The sequence below is a fragment of the Streptomyces sp. NPDC015532 genome (assembly GCF_043078065.1).
GTDB lineage: Bacteria > Actinomycetota > Actinomycetes > Streptomycetales > Streptomycetaceae > Streptomyces.
The window spans coordinates 241,483-259,959 of sequence record NZ_JBIBSY010000001.1; the positions used below are offsets into that span (position 1 = coordinate 241,483).

The 18,477-nt window shown below is 70.3% G+C and carries 16 protein-coding genes and 1 tRNA gene; 6 read left to right on the forward strand and 11 right to left on the reverse strand.

Translation table 11 applies throughout. From position 1 onward, the window contains the following. The first annotated feature begins 127 nt into the window (after positions 1-127). The 3 genes from ACF07B_RS01035 (at position 128) to ACF07B_RS01045 (ending at position 3,913) form a co-directional block, all read left to right on the forward strand. Positions 128-832 carry a response regulator transcription factor gene (locus ACF07B_RS01035; RefSeq protein WP_369485535.1) on the forward strand — a complete coding sequence of 235 codons (705 nt, stop codon included), beginning with the start codon at positions 128-130 and terminating at the stop codon, positions 830-832. Next, positions 829-2,205: an ATP-binding protein gene (locus tag ACF07B_RS01040; RefSeq protein ID WP_392177303.1), complete on the forward strand. Its 1,377-nt coding sequence runs from the start codon at positions 829-831 to the stop codon at positions 2,203-2,205. Before ACF07B_RS01035 ends, ACF07B_RS01040 begins: the two co-directional genes overlap by 4 nt. A 226-nt stretch (positions 2,206-2,431) precedes the next feature. Then, positions 2,432-3,913, forward strand: a complete 1,482-nt coding sequence (locus ACF07B_RS01045) for a cellulose binding domain-containing protein (protein ID WP_392177304.1) — start codon at positions 2,432-2,434, stop codon at positions 3,911-3,913. Between the two features lie 203 nt (positions 3,914-4,116). Here ACF07B_RS01045 and ACF07B_RS01050 read toward each other — a convergent pair whose 3' ends face one another. The 4 genes from ACF07B_RS01050 to ACF07B_RS01065 form a co-directional block, all read right to left on the reverse strand. Continuing rightward, entirely contained in the window at positions 4,117-5,550 is a 1,434-nt protein-coding gene (locus tag ACF07B_RS01050) for a GH1 family beta-glucosidase (protein ID WP_369485538.1), read from the reverse strand. A gap of 105 nt (positions 5,551-5,655) precedes the next feature. After that, complete coding sequence (locus tag ACF07B_RS01055; RefSeq protein WP_362389875.1) at positions 5,656-6,567, reverse strand: carbohydrate ABC transporter permease; 912 nt, start codon at positions 6,565-6,567, stop codon at positions 5,656-5,658. Further along, the gene (locus ACF07B_RS01060; RefSeq protein WP_392177305.1) at positions 6,564-7,592 is read right to left on the reverse strand and encodes a carbohydrate ABC transporter permease; all 1,029 of its coding nucleotides are present in this window, start codon (positions 7,590-7,592) and stop codon (positions 6,564-6,566) included. The genes ACF07B_RS01055 and ACF07B_RS01060 overlap by 4 nt, the downstream gene beginning before the upstream one ends. Next, positions 7,589-8,911, reverse strand: coding sequence for an ABC transporter substrate-binding protein (locus tag ACF07B_RS01065; protein WP_392177306.1), 1,323 nt, complete (start codon positions 8,909-8,911; stop codon positions 7,589-7,591). Before ACF07B_RS01065 ends, ACF07B_RS01060 begins: the two co-directional genes overlap by 4 nt. A gap of 390 nt (positions 8,912-9,301) precedes the next feature. Between ACF07B_RS01065 and ACF07B_RS01070 the strand changes: the two genes are divergently transcribed. Then, a complete protein-coding gene (locus ACF07B_RS01070; RefSeq protein WP_369485541.1) occupies positions 9,302-10,357 on the forward strand; it encodes a LacI family DNA-binding transcriptional regulator in 1,056 nt (351 codons plus the stop codon). A gap of 292 nt (positions 10,358-10,649) precedes the next feature. Here ACF07B_RS01070 and ACF07B_RS01075 read toward each other — a convergent pair whose 3' ends face one another. From ACF07B_RS01075 to ACF07B_RS01095, 5 genes are all read right to left on the reverse strand, one after another. Further along, positions 10,650-11,156: a GNAT family N-acetyltransferase gene (locus tag ACF07B_RS01075; RefSeq protein ID WP_392177307.1), complete on the reverse strand. Its 507-nt coding sequence runs from the start codon at positions 11,154-11,156 to the stop codon at positions 10,650-10,652. A gap of 80 nt (positions 11,157-11,236) precedes the next feature. Continuing rightward, a tRNA-His gene (locus ACF07B_RS01080) sits at positions 11,237-11,309 on the reverse strand. A 108-nt stretch (positions 11,310-11,417) separates the two neighbouring features. Then, positions 11,418-12,020, reverse strand: a complete 603-nt coding sequence (orn, locus tag ACF07B_RS01085; protein WP_362390037.1) for an oligoribonuclease — start codon at positions 12,018-12,020, stop codon at positions 11,418-11,420. A gap of 162 nt (positions 12,021-12,182) precedes the next feature. Then, positions 12,183-13,421, reverse strand: coding sequence for a helix-turn-helix domain-containing protein (locus ACF07B_RS01090; RefSeq protein WP_369486033.1), 1,239 nt, complete (start codon positions 13,419-13,421; stop codon positions 12,183-12,185). Between the two features lie 374 nt (positions 13,422-13,795). Continuing rightward, positions 13,796-14,194: a hypothetical protein gene (locus tag ACF07B_RS01095; protein ID WP_369486034.1), complete on the reverse strand. Its 399-nt coding sequence runs from the start codon at positions 14,192-14,194 to the stop codon at positions 13,796-13,798. Between the two features lie 599 nt (positions 14,195-14,793). Between ACF07B_RS01095 and ACF07B_RS01100 the strand changes: the two genes are divergently transcribed. Together ACF07B_RS01100 and ACF07B_RS01105 are read left to right on the forward strand one after the other, a co-directional pair. Beyond that, positions 14,794-15,321 carry a universal stress protein gene (locus ACF07B_RS01100; protein ID WP_037619095.1) on the forward strand — a complete coding sequence of 176 codons (528 nt, stop codon included), beginning with the start codon at positions 14,794-14,796 and terminating at the stop codon, positions 15,319-15,321. A 185-nt stretch (positions 15,322-15,506) separates the two neighbouring features. Continuing rightward, on the forward strand, positions 15,507-16,073 hold the full coding sequence (locus ACF07B_RS01105; protein WP_392177308.1) for a GPR1/FUN34/YaaH family transporter: 567 nt from the start codon (positions 15,507-15,509) through the stop codon (positions 16,071-16,073). 154 nt (positions 16,074-16,227) lie between these two features. On the opposite strand, the gene glmS is transcribed toward ACF07B_RS01105, so the two are convergent. Next, a complete protein-coding gene (gene glmS / locus ACF07B_RS01110; protein ID WP_392177309.1) occupies positions 16,228-18,045 on the reverse strand; it encodes a glutamine--fructose-6-phosphate transaminase (isomerizing) in 1,818 nt (605 codons plus the stop codon). A gap of 14 nt (positions 18,046-18,059) precedes the next feature. Beyond that, entirely contained in the window at positions 18,060-18,317 is a 258-nt protein-coding gene (locus ACF07B_RS01115) for a hypothetical protein (protein WP_369486037.1), read from the reverse strand. Between the last annotated feature and the right edge of the window lie 160 nt (positions 18,318-18,477).

The window sequence follows — 18,477 nt, forward strand, 5'->3', positions numbered from 1 at the left end:
GGTGTCTCCCGGCCCTGCCAAGATCCGGAATGTCCCGGGGGGCCGGGCCGGGATTGTCCACAAGTGCCTGACGGGGGTTGTCCACAGGCTCCGGACGGTCGCTCCCGAATGGCGTACGGTGCCGCCCATGGCAAGTGTGCTCGTCGTCGAGGACGATCAGTTCGTACGCTCGGCGCTCATCCGGCATCTGACCGAGGCCGCGCACATCGTGCGCAGCGTCGGCACCGCCCTGGAGGCGCTGCGCGAGGTCGCCCACTTCTCCTTCGACGTCGTGATCCTCGATCTCGGACTGCCCGACCTGGACGGGTCCGAGGCACTGAAGATGCTGCGCGGGATCACCGACGTCCCGGTGATCATCGCCACCGCGCGGGACGACGAGACGGAGATCGTCCGGCTCCTGAACGCCGGCGCGGACGACTATCTGACCAAGCCGTTCTCGGTCGAGCACCTGTCCGCGCGGATGGCGGCGGTGCTGCGCCGTTCGCGGACCACCGTGGGCGACACCCCCGTGTCGACGGTCCTTCGCGTCGGCGGGCTCGCCATCGACCCGCTGCGCCGCCAGGCGGAACTGGAAGGCGTACGACTCGACCTCACCCGGCGCGAGTTCGACCTGCTCGCCTTCCTGGCCGGCCGCCCCGGTGTCGTCGTGCCGCGCAGGGAACTGCTCGCCGAGGTGTGGCAGCAGTCCTACGGCGACGACCAGACCATAGACGTCCATCTCTCGTGGCTGCGCCGGAAACTGGGGGAGACCGCGGCCCGCCCGCGCTATCTGCACACCCTGCGGGGCGTCGGCGTGAAGCTGGAGCCGCCGAGAGCGGAGCGTCCGCTGTGAGGTGGGCCCTGGTCAAGGTGTGCGTCGCGGTGACGACGATGGTCGTCGTCGCCTTCGCGGTCCCGCTCGGCCTGGTGATCAAGGAGATGGCACGGGACCGGGCGTTCTCGAACGCCGAGCGGCAGGCCGCCGCCATCGCGCCCGCGCTCTCCATCACCACCGACCGGGAGAAGCTGGAGCGCGTCGTCGTCTCCGCCGGATCGGACGCGCAGATGGCCGTGCACATCCCCGCCGCCGACGGCCAGCCGGCCGTCGAGATCGGCAAGCGGCGCGCCGTCGGCAAGGACATCGCCATGACCCGGCGGCTGGGCCGGGCCTCCACCGCGGACGTCCCCGGCGGCTCCACCCTGCTCCAGCCCGTCGCGCTCGGCTCCGGCGAGATCGCGGTCATCGAGGTGTACGTCCCCGAGTCCGAGGTCAGCAACGGCGTCGGCACGGCCTGGGCGGTCCTCGCCGCGGTCGGCGCCGCCCTCGTCGTCGGCTCGGTCGCGGTCGCCGACCGGCTGGGCGTGCGGATGGTGCAGCCCGCGCAGCGCCTCGCCGAGAGCGCGCACGAACTGGGCGAGGGGAAGCTGGGCTCCCGAGTGCCCGAGGAAGGGCCGACCGAACTGCGTCAGGCAGCCGTCGCCTTCAACTCCATGGCCGACCAGGTCGTCCAACTGCTCGCCAACGAGAGAGAACTCGCCGCCGACCTCTCGCACCGTCTGCGTACGCCGCTGACCGTGCTGCGGCTCAACACCGCCTCCCTCGGGGACGGACCGGCCGCCGAGCAGACCCGGGCCGCCGTCGAGCAATTGGAGCGTGAGGTCGACACGATCATCAGGACGGCCCGGGAGGCCAAACCGCAGACCGCGGCGATCGGCGCCGGAGCCGGGTGCGACGCGTCCGAAGTCGTCCGTGAGCGGATGGACTTCTGGTCGGCGCTCGCGGAGGACGAGGGACGCAAGGTGCGGGTGGCCGGTGTGGACCGGCCGTGCCGCATACCCGTGGCCCGCGCCGATCTCGTCGCCGCGCTCGACGCCCTCCTCGGCAACGTCTTCCGTCACACCCCCGAGGGCACGGCCTTCGCGGTCGACGTGCACAACGCCGAGGACGCCGTGATCGTGCTGGTGTCGGACGCGGGCGCCGGAATCGTGGATCCGGAGGCGGCGATGGCCCGCGGCCGGGGCTCGGGCAACGACGGGTCGACGGGCCTCGGCCTCGACATCGTGCGACGGCTCGCGGAGGCGACGGGCGGGGACGTACGGATCGGGTCCTCCGTGCTGGGCGGAACCGAGGTGCGGATCTGGATCCAGCTGGACGGCAGAGCGCCGGTCCGCAGCGGACACCGCGGCAGCGTCCGGCGCCGCAGGCGCGGCGCGGGCGTGCGCTGACACGCCACGGGCGACCTGCTGTTCCCCGTGGGCCCGCGCACCCGGCAAACCGCCCACATTGGTCTCGACCTTTAACGCCTCCCGATGCCTTCCTTAAGCGGACCCTAAGATCCTCAACCGCCGTCCGGATCAGGCGGTTTGACCGATTCCGGATCGTTAGCGTGATGCCCGCACCCCCTGGGACAACCCAGCGAACCCCGTGATTCCGCGAAGGCAGGCACACGCGATGAGCAGCACGCACCGGCGCAAGGTCAGTGGCAGGAACAAGGTGATCGGCGGCATCGTCGCGGCGGCCGTGGCCGGCGGTGGCGCCCTCGTGTTCACCGGCATCGCGAACGCGTCGAGCGTCGGCGCCGCCTACACCAGGACCAGCGAGTGGTCCACGGGGTACACCGGGCAGTACGTCGTCTCCAACGACACGGGCCAGCGGAAGCCCGACTGGAAGCTGGAGTTCGACCTGCCCTCGGGGTCCAAGCTCAGCTCGCTGTGGGACGCGACGTCGTCGGTGAGCGGGCAGCACGTCACCGTGACGCCGCCGTCCTGGGACAAGGACGGTCTGGCGGCCGGCGAGTCCGTCACCGTCGGCTTCGTCGTGACCGGCACCGCGAACCCGACAGGCTGTGTCATCGACGGCACCAAGTGCTCGGTGGACGACGGAGCGACGCCCGAACCGAGCGGACGCCCGACGCAGACCGCGACCCCCACGGCCGCGCCCACCCCGACCGCGAGCGCGACGCAGACAGCGACCCCGAAGCCGACGGCCACCGCCACGGCCACCCCGACCCCCACACAGAGCTCGGGCGGCGGCACCACGACGACCGCGGGCTTCGCGCCCTACGTCGACACCTCCCTCTTCCCGGCCTTCGACCTGCTCAAGGCGGCCGACGCCACCGGAGTGAAGAACTACAACCTCGCGTTCGTCACCGACGGCGGCGGCTGCACCCCGAAGTGGGGCGGCGTGAGCGACCTCGCCAGTGACGCGGTGGCCGCGCAGATCGGCGCGCTGCGCGCCAAGGGCGGCGACGTCCGAGTCTCCTTCGGCGGGGCCTCCGGCTCGGAACTGGCCACCACCTGCTCCTCGGCCGACGCGCTGGCGACGGCGTACGGCAAGGCGGTGGACGCCTACAAGCTGACGAAGGTCGACTTCGACGTCGAGGGCGGTGCGCTGCCCAACACGACGGCCAACTCCAACCGGGCGAAGGCCATCGCCAAGCTCCAGCAGCAGCACCCGGGCCTGGACGTCTCCTTCACCCTGCCGGTCCTGCCCCAGGGCCTCACCCAGGACGGCGTCAGCCTGCTCTCCGACGCCAAGTCCAACGGCGTGAAGATCAACACCGTGAACATCATGGCGATGGACTACGGCCCGGCGTTCAGCGGTGACATGGGCGACCTCGCCCAGCAGGCCGCCACGGCCACGCAGGCGCAGATCAAGAGCGTCCTCGGCCTCTCCGACAGTGCCGCGTGGAAGACCGTCGCCGTCACCCCGATGATCGGCGTCAACGACGTGGCCTCGGAGATCTTCAAGGTCGACGACGCCTCGCAGCTCGTGGCCTTCGCGCAGTCCAAGGGCATCGGCTGGCTCTCGATGTGGTCCGCCGCCCGTGACAAGCAGTGCGCCGGCGGTGCCAAGAACACCGCGGACGCGGTCTGCAGCTCCATCGTCCAGAGCGACGGCGCCTTCTCCAAGGCGTTCGCCGCTCTCAAGTAGCCATCGCGAGAACGGGGGTTGCGCGCCCCGGCCGGACTTCTCCACCCCCCACCCGGCCGGGGCGTCGTAGCAAGGCGTGAAGGGTCTGGGCCGCGTCCGGTGATGTTCCGGACGCGGCCCAGACCCTTCCTCTTCCCCTCACCGCCGTGCCGGGGCGCGGCACCCCCCTCGGGTGTCGCGCCCCGTGTCTTCCGGGCGCCGGCCTACTCGGCGGGCGTCACCGGCGCCAGCGTTCCCGTGCGGGCCGCCTGGCTGTACCAGTGGGCGCTCGACTTCGGGGTGCGGACCTGGGTCGCGTAGTCCACGTAGACCGCGCCGAAGCGCTTCTCGTAGCCGTAGGCCCATTCGAAGTTGTCCATCAGGGACCACAGGTAGTAGCCGCGGACGTCCGCCCCGTCGGCGATCGCGCGGTGCACCGCGGACAGGTGGCCGTGCAGGTAGGAAACGCGCTCGGGGTCGTGGACGCGGCCGTCCGGGTCCGGCTTGTCGTCGTAGGCCGCGCCGTTCTCCGTGATGTACAGGGGCAGGCCCGGCGCCTCGCGGGTGTACCGCATGATCAGGTCGTGCAGTCCCTGCGGTTCGATCGTCCAGCCCATCTCGGTGCGCTCGCCCGGGGTCTGGTGGAACGTGACGTCGTCCGCGCCCGGCCAGGGGGAGTGCGCGCTGGAGCCGTGGCCGTCCGCGCGCGGACTGTCGGTGGGAGCCTTGGAGGCCGCCGAGACCAGCGTCGGGGTGTAGTAGTTGAGGCCGAGGGCGTCCAGCGGCTGGTGGATCAGCGCGAGGTCGCCGTCCTGGACGTGCGACCAGTCGGTGATCGACCGGGTCGCCGTGATCAGGGTCTGCGGGTAGGCGCCGTGCAGCATCGGGCCGTGGAAGACGCCGTTGGCCAGGTCGTCGATGCGCTGGACCGCGGCCAGGTCCGCCGGGTCCTGCGAAAGGGGCCGGATCGGGCAGGAGTTGAGGCTCACCGCGACCGAGTTGCGGGACGGCATGACGGAACGGAGCGCCGAGGTGCCGAGCCCGTGCGCGAGGTTCAGGTGGTGGGCCGCGCGCAGCGCCGCCGCCGGGTCCGTCCGGCCCGGGGCGTGCACCCCGGAGGCGTAGCCCAGGAAGGCACTGCACCAGGGCTCGTTCAGCGTGATCCACTGCTCGACGCGGTCGCCCAGCGCCTCGCCCACGATCTGCGCGTACTCCGCGAAGCGCAGCGCCGTCTCGCGCTCGGGCCAGCCGCCCGCGTCCTCCAGCTCCTGCGGCAGGTCCCAGTGGTAGAGGGTGATGGCCGGCTTGATGCCGTGCGACAGCAGCTCGTCGACCAGCCGCCGGTAGAAGTCCAGGCCGCGCTGGACGGCGGGGCCCCGGCCGGTGGGCTGCACCCGCGACCAGGAGACGGAGAAGCGGTACGCGCCCAGTCCGAGGTCCGCCATCATGGCCACGTCGTCGCGGTAGCGGTGGTAGTGGTCGACAGCGATGTCACCGTGCTCGCCGCCGGCCGTCTTGCCAGGTGTATGGCTGAAGGTGTCCCAGATCGACGGCGTTCGGCCGTCCTCCCGCACCGCACCTTCGATCTGGTAGGCGGAGGTCGCCGCACCCCAGAGGAAGGCCGGAGGAAACGTCACGGATGTTGCGGGCTCAGGCATGGAAGCGCTCCCAAGGGGGTCGTGAAGACCGACGAGTTGGAGGTGGGGAAGTAGCGGCGTCACTGAGGGGCCGAGGCGGCGGTGACCCGGCCCCTGGAAGGGCGGTCAGCCCTTGATCGCGCCCTGCATGATCCCGCCCACGATCTGCTTGCCGAACAGGAGGAAGGCGATGAGCAGCGGCAGAGTGCCGAGCAGCGCGCCCGCCATGATGACGGCCTGGTCGGGGATGTAGCCGGTGCCCAGCGCGTTCAGGGCGACCTGCACGGTCGGCTCCTGCTGGTTCAGGGCGATGATCGGCCACAGGAAGTCGTTCCAGGCCATCACGAACGTCAGCAGGCCGAGCACCGCCATCGCCGGGCGCGCCGCCGGGAAGACGACGTGCCACACCACGCGCAGACTGTTCGCGCCGTCGACCCGCGCCGCCTCGATGAGCTCGGAGGGCAGGGCCTGCAACAGGTACTGGCGCATGAAGAACGTACCGAAGGCGCTCACCAGGGTGGGCAGGATGACCGTCTGGAGCTGGTTGGACCAGCCCAGGTCGCTCATCCACAGATACAGCGGTACGACGGCGAGCTGCGGCGGGATCATCATCGTGCCGATGGTCAGCAGCAGGAGAAGTCCGGAGAACTTGAACCGCAGCTTGGCGAAGGCGAAGCCGGCGAGCGTGGAGAACACGACCGTGCCGACGGTGATGGTCCCGGCGACGATCGTGGAGTTGACCATCGCGGTGCCGAGCCCGGCCTGTTCCCACGCGGCCTGGAGGTTCTTGAACAGGTTCCCGCCGAACCAGAGCGGCGGCGGTGACTGCGCCAGCCGGGTGTTGTTGCGCGAGGCCGCGACGGCCGTCCAGACCAGCGGCGCGAGCGAGACCAGCGCGAACACGATCAGGACGAGATAGGTGACCGGACCCGCGTGGAGCTGCTTGCCCGCGCCGAGCACCCGGCGGCGTCCGGGCTCGCGCTTGTCCGGGGTCGGCCTCGCGTCTGCCGGGGAGGCGGTCAGTTCAGTCGTGGTCATTGGGATTTCCTCAGCCGTCGGGTGATCAGCAGGTTGATCGCGGCGATGATCAGGAGGATCAGGAACATCGTCCATGCGATCGCCGACGCCTTGCCGAGGTTGCCGATGTTCCAGCCCTGGTCGTACATGTACAGGCCGAGCGTCTGGTACTGGTGCGCGGAGCCGCCCTTCGAGCCGCTGACCCCGCCGAACAGGAGCGGTTCACCGAAGAGCTGGGTCGCGCCGATCGTGGACACGACGACCGTGAACAGGATCGTCGGCCGCAGCATGGGGATCGTCACGTGGCGGAACTGCTGCCAGCGGCCGGCGCCGTCGAGGGCGGCCGACTCGTACAGGTCCGTGGGGATCGCCTGCATCGCCGCGAGATAGATCAGCGCGTTGTAGCCGGTCCAGCGCCAGATCACGATCGAGGAGACGGCGAACTGGCCGCCCCAGTCGGACTCGCGCCAGTTGATCGGGTCCACCCCGACGAAGTGCAGCAGCCAGTTGATCATGCCGCCGTCCCACGAGTACAGCAGCGTGAAGACGAGCGTCGCCGCCGCCACCGAGGTGGCGTACGGGGTGAGCATGACGACCCGCCACACGGTCGAGCCGCGGAGCCGGTAGTTGAGCAGGTGGGCGATGCCGATCGCCATCAGCAGCTGCGGCACCGTGGAGATCACACCGATGGTGAAGGTGTTCCCCAGGGCGTTCCAGAAGAACTCCGAGGACAGCAGGTTCTTGTAGTTGTCCAGACCGGCCCAGGTCTGGTGGTCGAGCCCGGAAAGCTGCACATTGTGCAGCGAGTACCAGGCCGTGTAGAGCAGCGGTACGAGCCCGAAGGCTCCGAAGACGATGAAGAAGGGGGCGATGAATGCGTACGGCGACGCCTTCATGTCCCAGCGGTACAGCCGGCTGCGCCAGGACCCCGGGTCCTGCGGCGGCTTACCGCGACCCTGAGCGCCCCGGGCCGCGCCCGGCTGAGAGCCGGGCGCGGCGTCGGCGCTCGTCGCGGGGTGCGCGAGAGCCTGCTTGGAGCTGGTCACTGGCCGAGCACGTCCTTGATCTCAGCCTTTGCCGCGCTCCAGCCCTGGTCGGGGGACTTGCCCTTCTGCTCGACCTGGAGGATGCCGACGTCGGAGATCGCGGTGTTGATCGGCTGGTCCTTCGTGCCGAAGTACTGGACCGGGATGGTCTTCGCCGAGTCGCCGAAGATCTGCGTGATCGGCGCGTTGGAGAAGTACTCCGTGGTGGCGGCGGCCGGCGTCAGGGACGCGTAGGCCGACGGGGTCGACGGGAAGCTCGCCTGCTTGGCGAAGACCTTCGCCTGCTGCTCGGGGGCGGTCAGCCACTTCGCCAGCGCGATGGCCTCCTTCTGGTGCTTGCCGGCCACCGGGACACCGATGAACGAACCGCCCCAGTTGGCCGCGGTCGGCGCGGCCGCCACGTCCCACTTGCCCTTGCCCGAGTCACCGGACTTCTCCTGGATGTAGCCCATCATCCAGGCGGGGCAGGCCACGGTCGCGAACGAGCCCTTGGCGAAGCCCTGGTCCCACGTCGGGTCGAACTGCTTCAGCTTCGCCGACATGTTGCTGGTCGCCACGGTCATCGCGGTGTTCCAGGACTTCTTCACGCCCGTGGACTTGTCCCAGATGACGTTGCCGTCCTTGTCGTAGTACCGCTGGCTCTCGCCGCCGAGGGCCGCGTTGTAGACCGAGGAGGCGGAGTCCACGAACTTGGTGCCGCTCGGCGCCTTCTTCATGTAGTCCTTGCCGAGGGCGACGTACTTCGCCCAGTCGCCCTTCCACTGCTCGGCGAGCTTGGTGCGGTCGGTCTCCAGACCGGCCTTCTCGAAGAGGTCCTTGCGGTAGCAGATCGCCATCGGGCCGATGTCGGTGCCGAGCGCGATGGTCTTGCCGTCCTTGGTGGTGGCCTGGGACACCTTCCAGGGCAGGAACTGCGACTTGTCGACCTCCTTGCCGAGGTCGACGAACTTGTCGGCCTGCGTCTGGACGGCCTCGGTGATGTTGCCGACCTCGATCGCCTGGATGTCGTCGGTGCCGGAGCCGGCCTGGAGGCGCGTGAGCGTCTTGGGCCAGTAGACGTCGGTACGCGTGGTGACGTTCTCCTTGATGGAGATGTCGGGGTGCTGCTTCATGTACTCGTCGTAGAGGCCGGCCTGCTTGTATCCGAAGACGCCGAAGGTGCCTATGGTCAGGGTCGTCTTGCCCTTGCCGCTTCCACCGTTGTTGTCCGACGAGCCGTTGTCCGGGTCGCTGGAACAGCCGGCCAGCAGCCCCGTAGCCAGCGCGGCGACGACCGCGATGGCCCCCAGCCTGCGGGACCGGCGGGTACTCGTGCGCATTGCGTCCTCCTGTTGCCTGACGTGCCGACCCCCCGGCCAACTGCATTGGTGGCGCCCGTTGTTTCTCGCTGCGGCTCGGGCGGGGAACGTGCGGGATGTGTATGTGTCAGGTACTGTGGGAGCGCTCCCACAGGTGATGTGTTGAAGAGTCGTCGGTTCGGGCGGGGGTGTCAAGGGTGAGGGAGCGGAGAGATGCGTTCAGTTATCGGCCTGTTAGCTGAAGATGTCATTCCGCCACATGGCCGGAAGCCTCTCATGGCGGATCCGGCGCCCGAAGGGGGGCGGGTTCGGTGACGTGACGCCTCCCGGGCGGTGGCCCAGGGACGCGAGCCTCACCGGACGAGGCTGTTAGATTCCAGGCCAACTTGGTTTCAACGGGAGGCGGAGGCCATGGCAGTCCACGGAGCGCGGGGCCGCAGCGGTGGGCGGCCGACCCTCGAAGAGGTGGCCGCGCGCGCGGGAGTGGGCCGTGGCACGGTCTCCCGGGTGATCAACGGCTCCCCGCGGGTCAGTGACGCGACCCGGGCGGCGGTGGAGGCGGCGGTCGCGGAGCTCGGATATGTTCCGAACACGGCGGCCCGCGCCCTCGCGGCCAATCGCACGGACGCGATCGCCCTGGTCGTCCCCGAACCGGAGACGCGTTTCTTCGCGGAACCGTACTTCTCGGACATGCTGCGCGGTGTCGGTGCCGAACTCTCCGAGACCGAGATGCAGTTGCTGCTGATATTCGCGGGCAGCGACCGGGAGCGGCAGCGCCTCGCCCAGTACCTGGCGGCGCACCGCGTGGACGGCGTCCTGCTGGTCTCGGTGCACGCCGACGACCCGCTTCCCGACCTGCTCTCCCAGCTGGAGATCCCCGCCGTGATCAGCGGCCGGCGCTCGGCGGAGGAGACGCTTCCGTCGGTGGACTCCGACAACTACGGCGGCGGGCGCGCGGCCGTGGAACATCTCGTCTCCCGGGGGCGCGGCAGAATCGGCCACCTCGCCGGCCGTATGGACGTCTACGGCGCCCAGCGACGCGTCGACGGCTACCGCCAGGGTCTGCGGGACGCGGGCCGCGAGGTGGACGACCGGCTGATCGTCCCCGGCGACTTCACCGAGGAAGGGGGCCGGCGCGCCATGACCCTGCTGCTGGAGCGCTTCCCCGACCTCGACGCGGTCTTCGCCGGCTCCGACGTCATGGCGGCGGGTGCCCGGCAGGTGCTCCGCGAGAAGGGCCGGCGCATCCCGGACGACGTGGCGCTCATCGGCTACGACGACTCCGCCATAGCCCGGCACATGGATCCGCCCCTGACCAGCGTCCGCCAGCCCATCGAGGAGATGGGCCGGGCCATGATCGACCTCCTGCTCGGCGAGATCGCGGACCGCCGCCCCGTGGCCTCCAGGGGCCTGGAGAAGCGCCAGTTGGTGCTGCCCGCGGAACTGGTGGTGCGGGCCTCGTCCTGAGACCGGCGCGGGGCGGTCCCCGGCCGGGCCCGGGCGGCATCGTCCCCCGGCGGGGCGGCATCCGTGTTCCGGAGAGCGGCCCGCGGTGCCCGGGGGTGCGCTCCGGTGTGCCGGGTGGGGTGGTCTCCCTCGCCGGGAGGGCGGCTCGTGGCTCGGGACGACGCGGCCTCGCGGGCCGGGGGCGGTCCTCGTCGCCCGAAGGGCGGTCTCGCGGCGTGGCCGGTCCCGCGACGCCGTACGGCGGTCAGCGGTGGGGTTCGGGTCGGGGCGGGGGCATGGCGGCCGGCCCGGGTCACCGTCGTACCGTCAGCTCCCAGCGGACCTCACCGTCCTGGAGTTCGCCGGTCGCGGTGAGTCCCGCCGCCGCGGCGACGGCGGCCGAGGCGTGATGAGCGGGGTGCACATGGGCCACGACCCCGCGGACGGGGAACGCCCGGACCGCATGCCGGACCAGTGCCGTCGCCGCCTCCACCGCGTATCCCCGGCCCTGCCAGGGCGTGCCCACGACCCAGGCGACCTCCGCGGTCTCCTCCGAGACGGTCGCCTGCACCGTCCCCACCAGGCATCCCAGGGCCCGCTCCCGCAGCACCCAGTTGCACCAGAGGACGTCCGGATCCGGCGAACCCGTGACGAGGCGCTCGTACCGGGCCCGCAGCGCCTGCGGAGTGTCCGGCGCCCCGCCGATGAACGCGTGCAACGCCGGATCGGACAGCACCACGGCCATCTCCTCGGCGTGCTCGGCCCGCAGCGGCAGGAGATCGAGCCGGGCGGTGGCGAGGGGCTTAGTGGGGTGCGACACGAGGGGAGCGTACGGGCCGAGGGGTCCGGGAACGCAATCAGCCGGTGACCTGTTCACCAGGTCACCGGCTGATCACTCAGGGTGAGTGACGGGACTTGAACCCGCGGCCACCTGGACCACAACCAGGTGCTCTACCAACTGAGCTACACCCACCATGTCCGGTCTTCGTGCTTCTCCGACCGGCCGAGAAAAAGTGTACAGGGTCTGAAGGGGTGCTCGCGCACAGCTTTTTCCGGGGCCCATCCGGGCCCCGGCAAAGGCCTATTCGGCGGGCAGGACGTGCTTGGCCGCGATCGTGCGGGCGGTGTCCGAGTCGGGGCCCGGCTGCGGGACGAAGACTGCCTCGCGGTAGTACCGGAGCTCGGCGATGGACTCGCGGATGTCGGCCAGGGCGCGGTGGTTGCCGTTCTTCTCCGGGCTGTTGAAGTACGCCCGGGGATACCAGCGGCGGGCCAGCTCCTTGACCGAGGACACGTCCACGATGCGGTAGTGGAGGTACTCCTCCAGCGTCGGCATGTCGCGCAGCAGGAAACCCCGGTCCGTTCCGACGGAGTTCCCGCAGAGCGGGGCCTTGCCCGGCTCCTTGACGTGCTCACGTACGTAGGAGAGGACCTGCTCCTCGGCGTCCGCCAGGGTCGTTCCCCCGGCGAGCTCCTCCAGCAGGCCGGAGGCCGTGTGCATCTGGCGCACCACGTCCGGCATCGTCTCCAGGGCCGCGTCCGGCGGGCGGATCACGATGTCCACCCCTTCGCCGAGCACGTTCAGCTCAGAGTCGGTGACCAGCGCGGCCACCTCGATGAGCGCGTCTTCCGACAGCGAGAGTCCTGTCATCTCGCAGTCGATCCACACCATGCGATCGTTCATGCGTCTCACCCTACGGCCCGCCTCCCTCCGGTGGACCCGCCCGTGCGCCCCGCCGGGGCGGCGGATCGCTCCGGGTCCGCGCCCGCGCGTGAAGGGGTCCGCATACGAAGGAGCCCGCACCCGAAGGTGCGGGCCCCGCGTGTCCTGCCGCCGGAGCCGGAGCTACGGCGCGCTGCGCTGTCCGGGCAGGCTCGGCCTGCCCGTGGCGTACAGCTCCGCCCGTTCCCGCATCGCCTCCGCGGAGTGCGAGGCCGCCGCGCTCAGGCCGGCCGCCGCGGTACGGCGGGTCTGCATCGGGACCGGGCCCGAGTGCTCCTGGTGCAGTGACGCCGGTGGTCCGACCGGACCCGTCGGGCCGTCCGGATCCGCGACCCGCTCGGCCTGTGGCCTGCGGGCGCGGTACGCCGCCCGGTACGCGGCCGGGGACGAACCCAGCTGCCGCCGGAAGTGGCCCCGCAGCGCGACCGGCGAACGGAAGCCGCAGCGGCCCGCGACCTCGTCCACCGAGTAGTCGGACGTCTCCAGGAGACGCTGCGCCTGCAGGACGCGCTGAGTGATCAGCCACTGCAGCGGAGCGCTTCCGGTGAGCGAGCGGAACCGGCGGTCGAAGGTGCGGCGGCTCATGTAGGCGCGAGCCGCCAGCGTCTCGACGTCGAACTGCTCGTGGAGATGTTCCAGCGCCCAGGCGACGACCTCCGCGAGGGGGTCGGCGCCGATCTCTTCCGGCAGTGACCGGTCGAGATAGCGCTCCTGGCCTCCGCTGCGCCGCGGCGGGACCACCAGACGCCGGGCGAGCGCGCCGGCCGCCTCGTTGCCGTGGTCCGTCCGCACGATGTGGAGACAGAGATCGATTCCGGCCGCCGTACCCGCCGATGTCAGGACGTCGCCGTCGTCCACGAAGAGCTCGCGGGGGTCGACGTGCACCGACGGATAGCGCTTGGCCAGTGTCGGCGCGTACATCCAGTGGGTGGTCGCCGGACGGCCGTCCAGTAAGCCGGCCGCGGCGAGCACGAAGGCGCCGGTGCACAGCCCGACTATGCGGGCGCCTTCCTCATGGGCACGGCGCAGTGCGTCGAGCGCCTCCTCCGGTGGTGGCGAGGTGATCGACCGCCAGGCGGGCACGACGACCGTGCCTGCCCTGGAGATCGCTTCCAGGCCATGTGGTGCGGTGAGTTCCAGGCCCCCTGTGGTCCGCAGCGGGCCTTCCTCGCCGGCACACACCAAGAGGCGGTAGCGCGGCACGCCGGCGTCCTGGCGGTCAATCCCGAACACCGACAGCGGAATGGAACTCTCGAAAATGGGGCCGCCGCTGAACAGCAGCACCGCGACGATCTCCTTGCGGCGTCGCCCGGACAGTTTCCGGGCCGCGGTTTCCGGCGCGGCAGTGGAGTCGTGGCTCATCCTGCTAAGCCCCCCTCGGTGGTCGCGGCTCCTCGGTTGTGTCGCTCCTGCACGTTTCCCCTCGGTCCTGCACGAGTCCCCCGCCGTAAGACAAGATCGAATCTACTGTGTCCCGTCACGCCAAGGTGACCAGTTCGGTACTCCGCAGAATGTCGACATGGCAACTTGGCGTGAAGCATTCGATCACGAAGCGTTGCACTCGTGGGCGCCCCAGGGAAGTGCGCCTCGTGGCAGTGGCCAATCCACGTAGGGTGCGCGCGCCCTCCGTACCCCTTTAGGTGCAGGTCGAACGGGGGTTGGGGGGTCGTTCGAGCAAGGGATGGGCCATGGCCGGAAGTTGGCTGAAAAGAAGCGTAGGTGTACGCGCAAACCGGTCAGTCGACCGACTTGTTCCCCGCACTGTGACGAGCGCCTCGGTGAACTCCCGTGCCGCTTCCGCCCCACGGGACGACTCTCGGGCCCGCCGCGCTCCCGTGCCCCGCGGCCGCGGTGCTTCCCGTGCTCCCCGGGCCGGTCCTCCCGTGCCGTCCGCGCCGCCGGTCGGCACGCCGGCGGGCGTGCGAGCGTGACGTGCTCCGCTGCTCATCGGCCAGGAGCGCCGCCCCTCGCTCGGACTGGCGCAGCAGGATCACACAGGCCCCCGTCACGGCCGCGAGACCCAGCGCCGTACCGGCCGCGCCGGCGAGCGAGCCGCCGTACCAGAGGAGGACCGCCGGGACCAGGACGCAGCTGAAGGCGGCCCAGCGGACCACGTCGCTCACCGTGTCCGGCACGGGGGGCGCCGGGGGGCGCGAACCGGGGCACGTTCCCGATCGCGATCCGGAGTGTGATCCGGGTCGCGCTCCAGGGAGTGCCGGGGGCGAGGGGGAACGGGTGGGGCGGGCCGGTGGGGCGGAGGGTACGGAGGGAGCGGGGGAGCGGGGGACGGTGTCGGGTCCGGACACGTTCTGCTCCCTTGTGCTCCGGTGTTCTCCGGGCTTCGCACGGCATGTGATCTCCATGGCGTGCCTTCTCCGCGGCGGCTGCGACCGGTTCAACGCGTGTTCGACCCGCCGGTCACTGCCCGGTCGGTGGAGCGTGTGCCGGGACGGTGATCGCCCGGTCCCGTACGGCGACGGAATTCCCCGTTCCCGGGCGCCGGTGCAAATTCACGGGGAGCCGTGCGCAAACCACCTGTACAGGGCAGCAACCATTGCGTTACGGGCGCCCTTTCGTGCATGCTCCCTGGAATGCCGCGTAAGGCGCGCGGGATCTGGGCAGAGGAGGCGTGCCGCCGTACCCTTGGGGGTATGGGGTTGGGAAGATGTTTCCCAGACACAGCTCTGCCGTTCGTTGTCGTCCCCACCACGAGGATCCAAACGCCGAGACACCCATGGCCGGTCACGAATTCTTCGATCCCGCGGACCGCAAGCGCCCGCTCGCCGATCCCACGGCGGCCGAGCCCCTGGCGGCGGAAGAACCCCGCCACTCCTGCGATCCCGCCTTCAAGCACGGCGTCGTCGTCGGTTTCGACGGCTCGACGTCCAGCGAGCGTGCCCTCGCCTACGCGATCGGGATGGCCCACCGCTCCGGCTCGGGCCTGATCATCGTCCATGTGGCCAACCGGCTGCCCACCACGGTGTGGGCCGGCTGCGAGCCGCCTGTCTTCGTCGACGTACCCGACCACCGCACCGAGGTGCTGGGGCTCGAACTCGCCTGCGCCGAGTACCTCTCCGAAGTGCCCTGGATCCTGGTCGAGCGCGGCGGAGACATCTGCCACGAACTCGAGGAAGTGGGCCGGGAGTACGAGGCGGACGCGATAGTCGTGGGCTCCACGCACGGCATCGTCGGGCGCATCTTCGGCTCGGTCGCGGGACGTCTCGCCAAGCGCGCCAAGCGCCCTGTCATCGTCATTCCCTGACGCCCCGTCCCTCGTGGGCCGGACCTGCCGCGCCGCGCGCGGCGGGCGGCGTTCTCAGTGCGGTGAGTGAACCTACTGACGCGTAGAGGTGTTTGTGCCTTTGTGAAGGGCATATACCGGACGCCGGTCCTACGCGGCGACCGGTACGGCGCAGCACAACTGCACAGGCATGAAGGGAGCCCGCCGTGGACAATGACGTCTCTGCGGGAAGCACCACCACCACCATCGTAGGAAGACTCGCGCTCGGCGTGACCCTGCTGGCCTTCGGCCTCGGGTACACCGACCTGATCGACGGAGTGACGGCGGCCGACGCCGTGTCACTGGCCCACTACGTAGGCGGCGTCGCGCTGTTCGTCGCCGGTCTGCTCGCCTTCCGCGACCGTGACACGGCCGACGGCACGGCCTTCACGGGACTCGGCGCCCTCTGGTTCACCTGGGCCGTCTCGGCCGGTGGCCAGGTCTCCGACAACGCGGCGGGACTCTTCCTGCTGCTCTTCGCGCTCGTCGTGCTCTCGCTCGCCCTCGCGGGCGGGGACACCCTCGGCCAGGGCACCTACGGACTGTTCTTCGTCTCCCTGCTGCTTCTCGCCGTCGGCCGCTTCGCGGACAGCGCCGTCCTGGGCAAGGCCGGCGGCTGGTTCGCCGTCGCGGCCGGCGCGGTCGCCTGGTACGCGGCGACCGCGGCTCTCGCCCACTGGCCCACCGCACTTCCGCGACGCGCCGCCGGCCGGGGGGTGACGGCCACCGGCTGACCTCGGCGCGGGCCGGGGTATTGGGCGGCTCCGGCCCCTCGAAGAACGATCCCCGTGCGCGGGTGGTGCGCACGGGGATCGTTCATGTCCGGCCGCCCGCATGGGACTTGGGCGGCGACGAGGGGGCGGCGGTCGATCCGCCGCCCGGTGCTGACTACTCGACGGTGACCGACTTGGCGAGGTTGCGCGGCTTGTCGATGTCCCGGCCGAGCGCCAGCGCCGTGTGGTACGCGAGGAGCTGGAGCGGGATGCCCATCAGGATCGGGTCGAGCTCGTCCTCGTTCTTCGGGACGACGATCGTCTGGTCGGCCTTCTCCTGGTGCCGGTGCGCGACGGCGAGGATCTGGCCGCTGCGGGCCTTGATCTCCTCCAGGGCGGCGCGGTTCTTCTCCAGCAGGTCGTCGTCGGGGACGATCGCGACGGTGGGGAGCGCGGGCTCGATGAGCGCCAGCGGACCGTGCTTGAGCTCGGAGGCCGGGTAGGCCTCGGCGTGGATGTACGAGACCTCCTTGAGCTTCAGCGAGGCCTCGCGGGCCACCGGGTAGCCCCGGACGCGGCCGATGAAGAGCATCGAGCGGGCCTCGGCGTACTGCTCGGCCAGCTTCTTGATCTCGTCCTCCTGCTCCAGGATCTCGGCGATCTGGGCGGGGAGCTTGCGCAGGCCCTCGATGATCCGCTTGCCGTCACGGACCGACAGGTCGCGGGTGCGGCCGAGGTGCAGGGCGAGCAGCGCGAAGGCCACGGTGGTGTTGGTGAAGCACTTCGTCGAGACGACGCAGACCTCGGGGCCCGCGTGCACGTACATGCCGCCGTCCGCCTCGCGGGCGATCGCCGAGCCGACGACGTTGACCACGCCGAGGACCCGCGCGCCCTTGCGCTTCAGCTCCTGCACGGCGGCCAGCACGTCGTACGTCTCACCGGACTGGGAGACCGCGATGTACAGGGTGTCGGGGTCGACGACCGCGTTGCGGTAGCGGAACTCGGAGGCCGGCTCGGCGTCCGCGGGGATACGGGCCAGCTCCTCGATCATCTGGGCACCGATCATGCCCGCGTGGTACGAGGTGCCGCAGCCGAGGATCTTCACGCGGCGCACGGCGCGCGCGTCGCGGGCGTCCAGGTTCAGGCCGCCGAGGTGGACCGTCGAGAACCGGTCGTCGATCCGGCCGCGCAGCACGCGGTCCACGGCCTCGACCTGCTCGTGGATCTCCTTGTGCATGTACGTGTCGTGGCCGCCCATGTCGTACGACGCGGCCTCCCACTCGACGGTGGTGGGCTCGGAGGTCGTACGGGTGCCCTCGGTGGTGTACGTCCGGAAGTCGTCGGCCTTGAGCGTGGCCATCTCGCCGTCGTCCAGCGTGACGATCTGGCGGGTGTGGGTGACCAGGGCGGCGATGTCCGAGGCGACGAACATCTCCTTCTCGCCGATGCCGAGCACGACGGGGGAGCCGTTGCGCGCCACCACGATGCGGTCGGGGAAGTCGGCGTGCATCACGGCGATGCCGTAGGTGCCCTCGATGACGCGCAGCGCCTCACGGACCTTGTCCTCCAGCTTCTCCTGCTGGGAGCGCGCGACGAGGTGGGTGAGGACCTCGGTGTCGGTCTCGGAGAGGAACTCGACGCCGTCGGCCTCAAGCTTCTTGCGCAGGTCGGAGGCGTTGTCGATGATGCCGTTGTGCACGACCGCGACCTTGTTGTCGCCGGACATGTGCGGGTGCGCGTTCACGTCGGAGGGGGCGCCGTGCGTGGCCCAGCGGGTGTGGGCGATACCCGTGGTGCCGGCGAAGCGCTTGGGGACCTTCGCCTCCAGGTCGCGGACCCGGCCCTTCGCCTTGACCATCTTCAGGCCGGCCGACTTCGGGGAGGTCACGACTATGCCCGCCGAGTCGTAGCCGCGGTACTCCAGGCGCTGAAGGCCTTCGAGGAGCAGCGGGGTCACATCACGCCTGCCGATGTATCCGACGATTCCGCACATACAGGTAGATTCCCTCAGCCATAGACGATGCGGCGGAGCTGCCTGAGCGTGAGCTCCGGCGGCGCGACCGCGCGGTATTTCAGGTCCGCCTCGATCCGCGCGAAGATCGACTCGTTCACCAGGCCCTGGGCCTGGAGCTCGCGGTGGCGGCGGCGGACGAACTCCTGGGCCGTCTCGTCGAAGTAGGCGAGAACGTCCTGGATCACCCGCAGCGCCTCACCCCGGTTCAGGGGGGTCGACCGCGTCAAATGATCAACGAGTTCGTCGTGCACCCGTTGATCCTGAGGTACCGGAAGACGATTCGCAAGAATCCTGCCCGATATCGGGCAAGCGCTTGTTGAATCTCTCATGGTGTGCTGTTTGCGGGCTGTCCATCCGGCGTCTTACGTCCCGTCGATTGCCCGGAGCAACTTCTGGAGCCATGGACACTCC

Coding starts and splice junctions, on each gene's coding strand:
- orn (WP_362390037.1), bottom strand. CDS start 12,020: ATGAACGATCGCATGGTGTGGATCGACTGCGAGATGACAGGACTCTCG.
- ACF07B_RS01070 (WP_369485541.1), top strand. CDS start 9,302: ATGGCAGTCCACGGAGCGCGGGGCCGCAGCGGTGGGCGGCCGACCCTC.
- ACF07B_RS01055 (WP_362389875.1), bottom strand. CDS start 6,567: ATGACCACGACTGAACTGACCGCCTCCCCGGCAGACGCGAGGCCGACC.
- ACF07B_RS01035 (WP_369485535.1), top strand. CDS start 128: ATGGCAAGTGTGCTCGTCGTCGAGGACGATCAGTTCGTACGCTCGGCG.
- glmS (WP_392177309.1), bottom strand. CDS start 18,045: ATGTGCGGAATCGTCGGATACATCGGCAGGCGTGATGTGACCCCGCTG.
- ACF07B_RS01090 (WP_369486033.1), bottom strand. CDS start 13,421: ATGAGCCACGACTCCACTGCCGCGCCGGAAACCGCGGCCCGGAAACTG.
- ACF07B_RS01100 (WP_037619095.1), top strand. CDS start 14,794: ATGGCCGGTCACGAATTCTTCGATCCCGCGGACCGCAAGCGCCCGCTC.
- ACF07B_RS01065 (WP_392177306.1), bottom strand. CDS start 8,911: ATGCGCACGAGTACCCGCCGGTCCCGCAGGCTGGGGGCCATCGCGGTC.
- ACF07B_RS01050 (WP_369485538.1), bottom strand. CDS start 5,550: ATGCCTGAGCCCGCAACATCCGTGACGTTTCCTCCGGCCTTCCTCTGG.
- ACF07B_RS01045 (WP_392177304.1), top strand. CDS start 2,432: ATGAGCAGCACGCACCGGCGCAAGGTCAGTGGCAGGAACAAGGTGATC.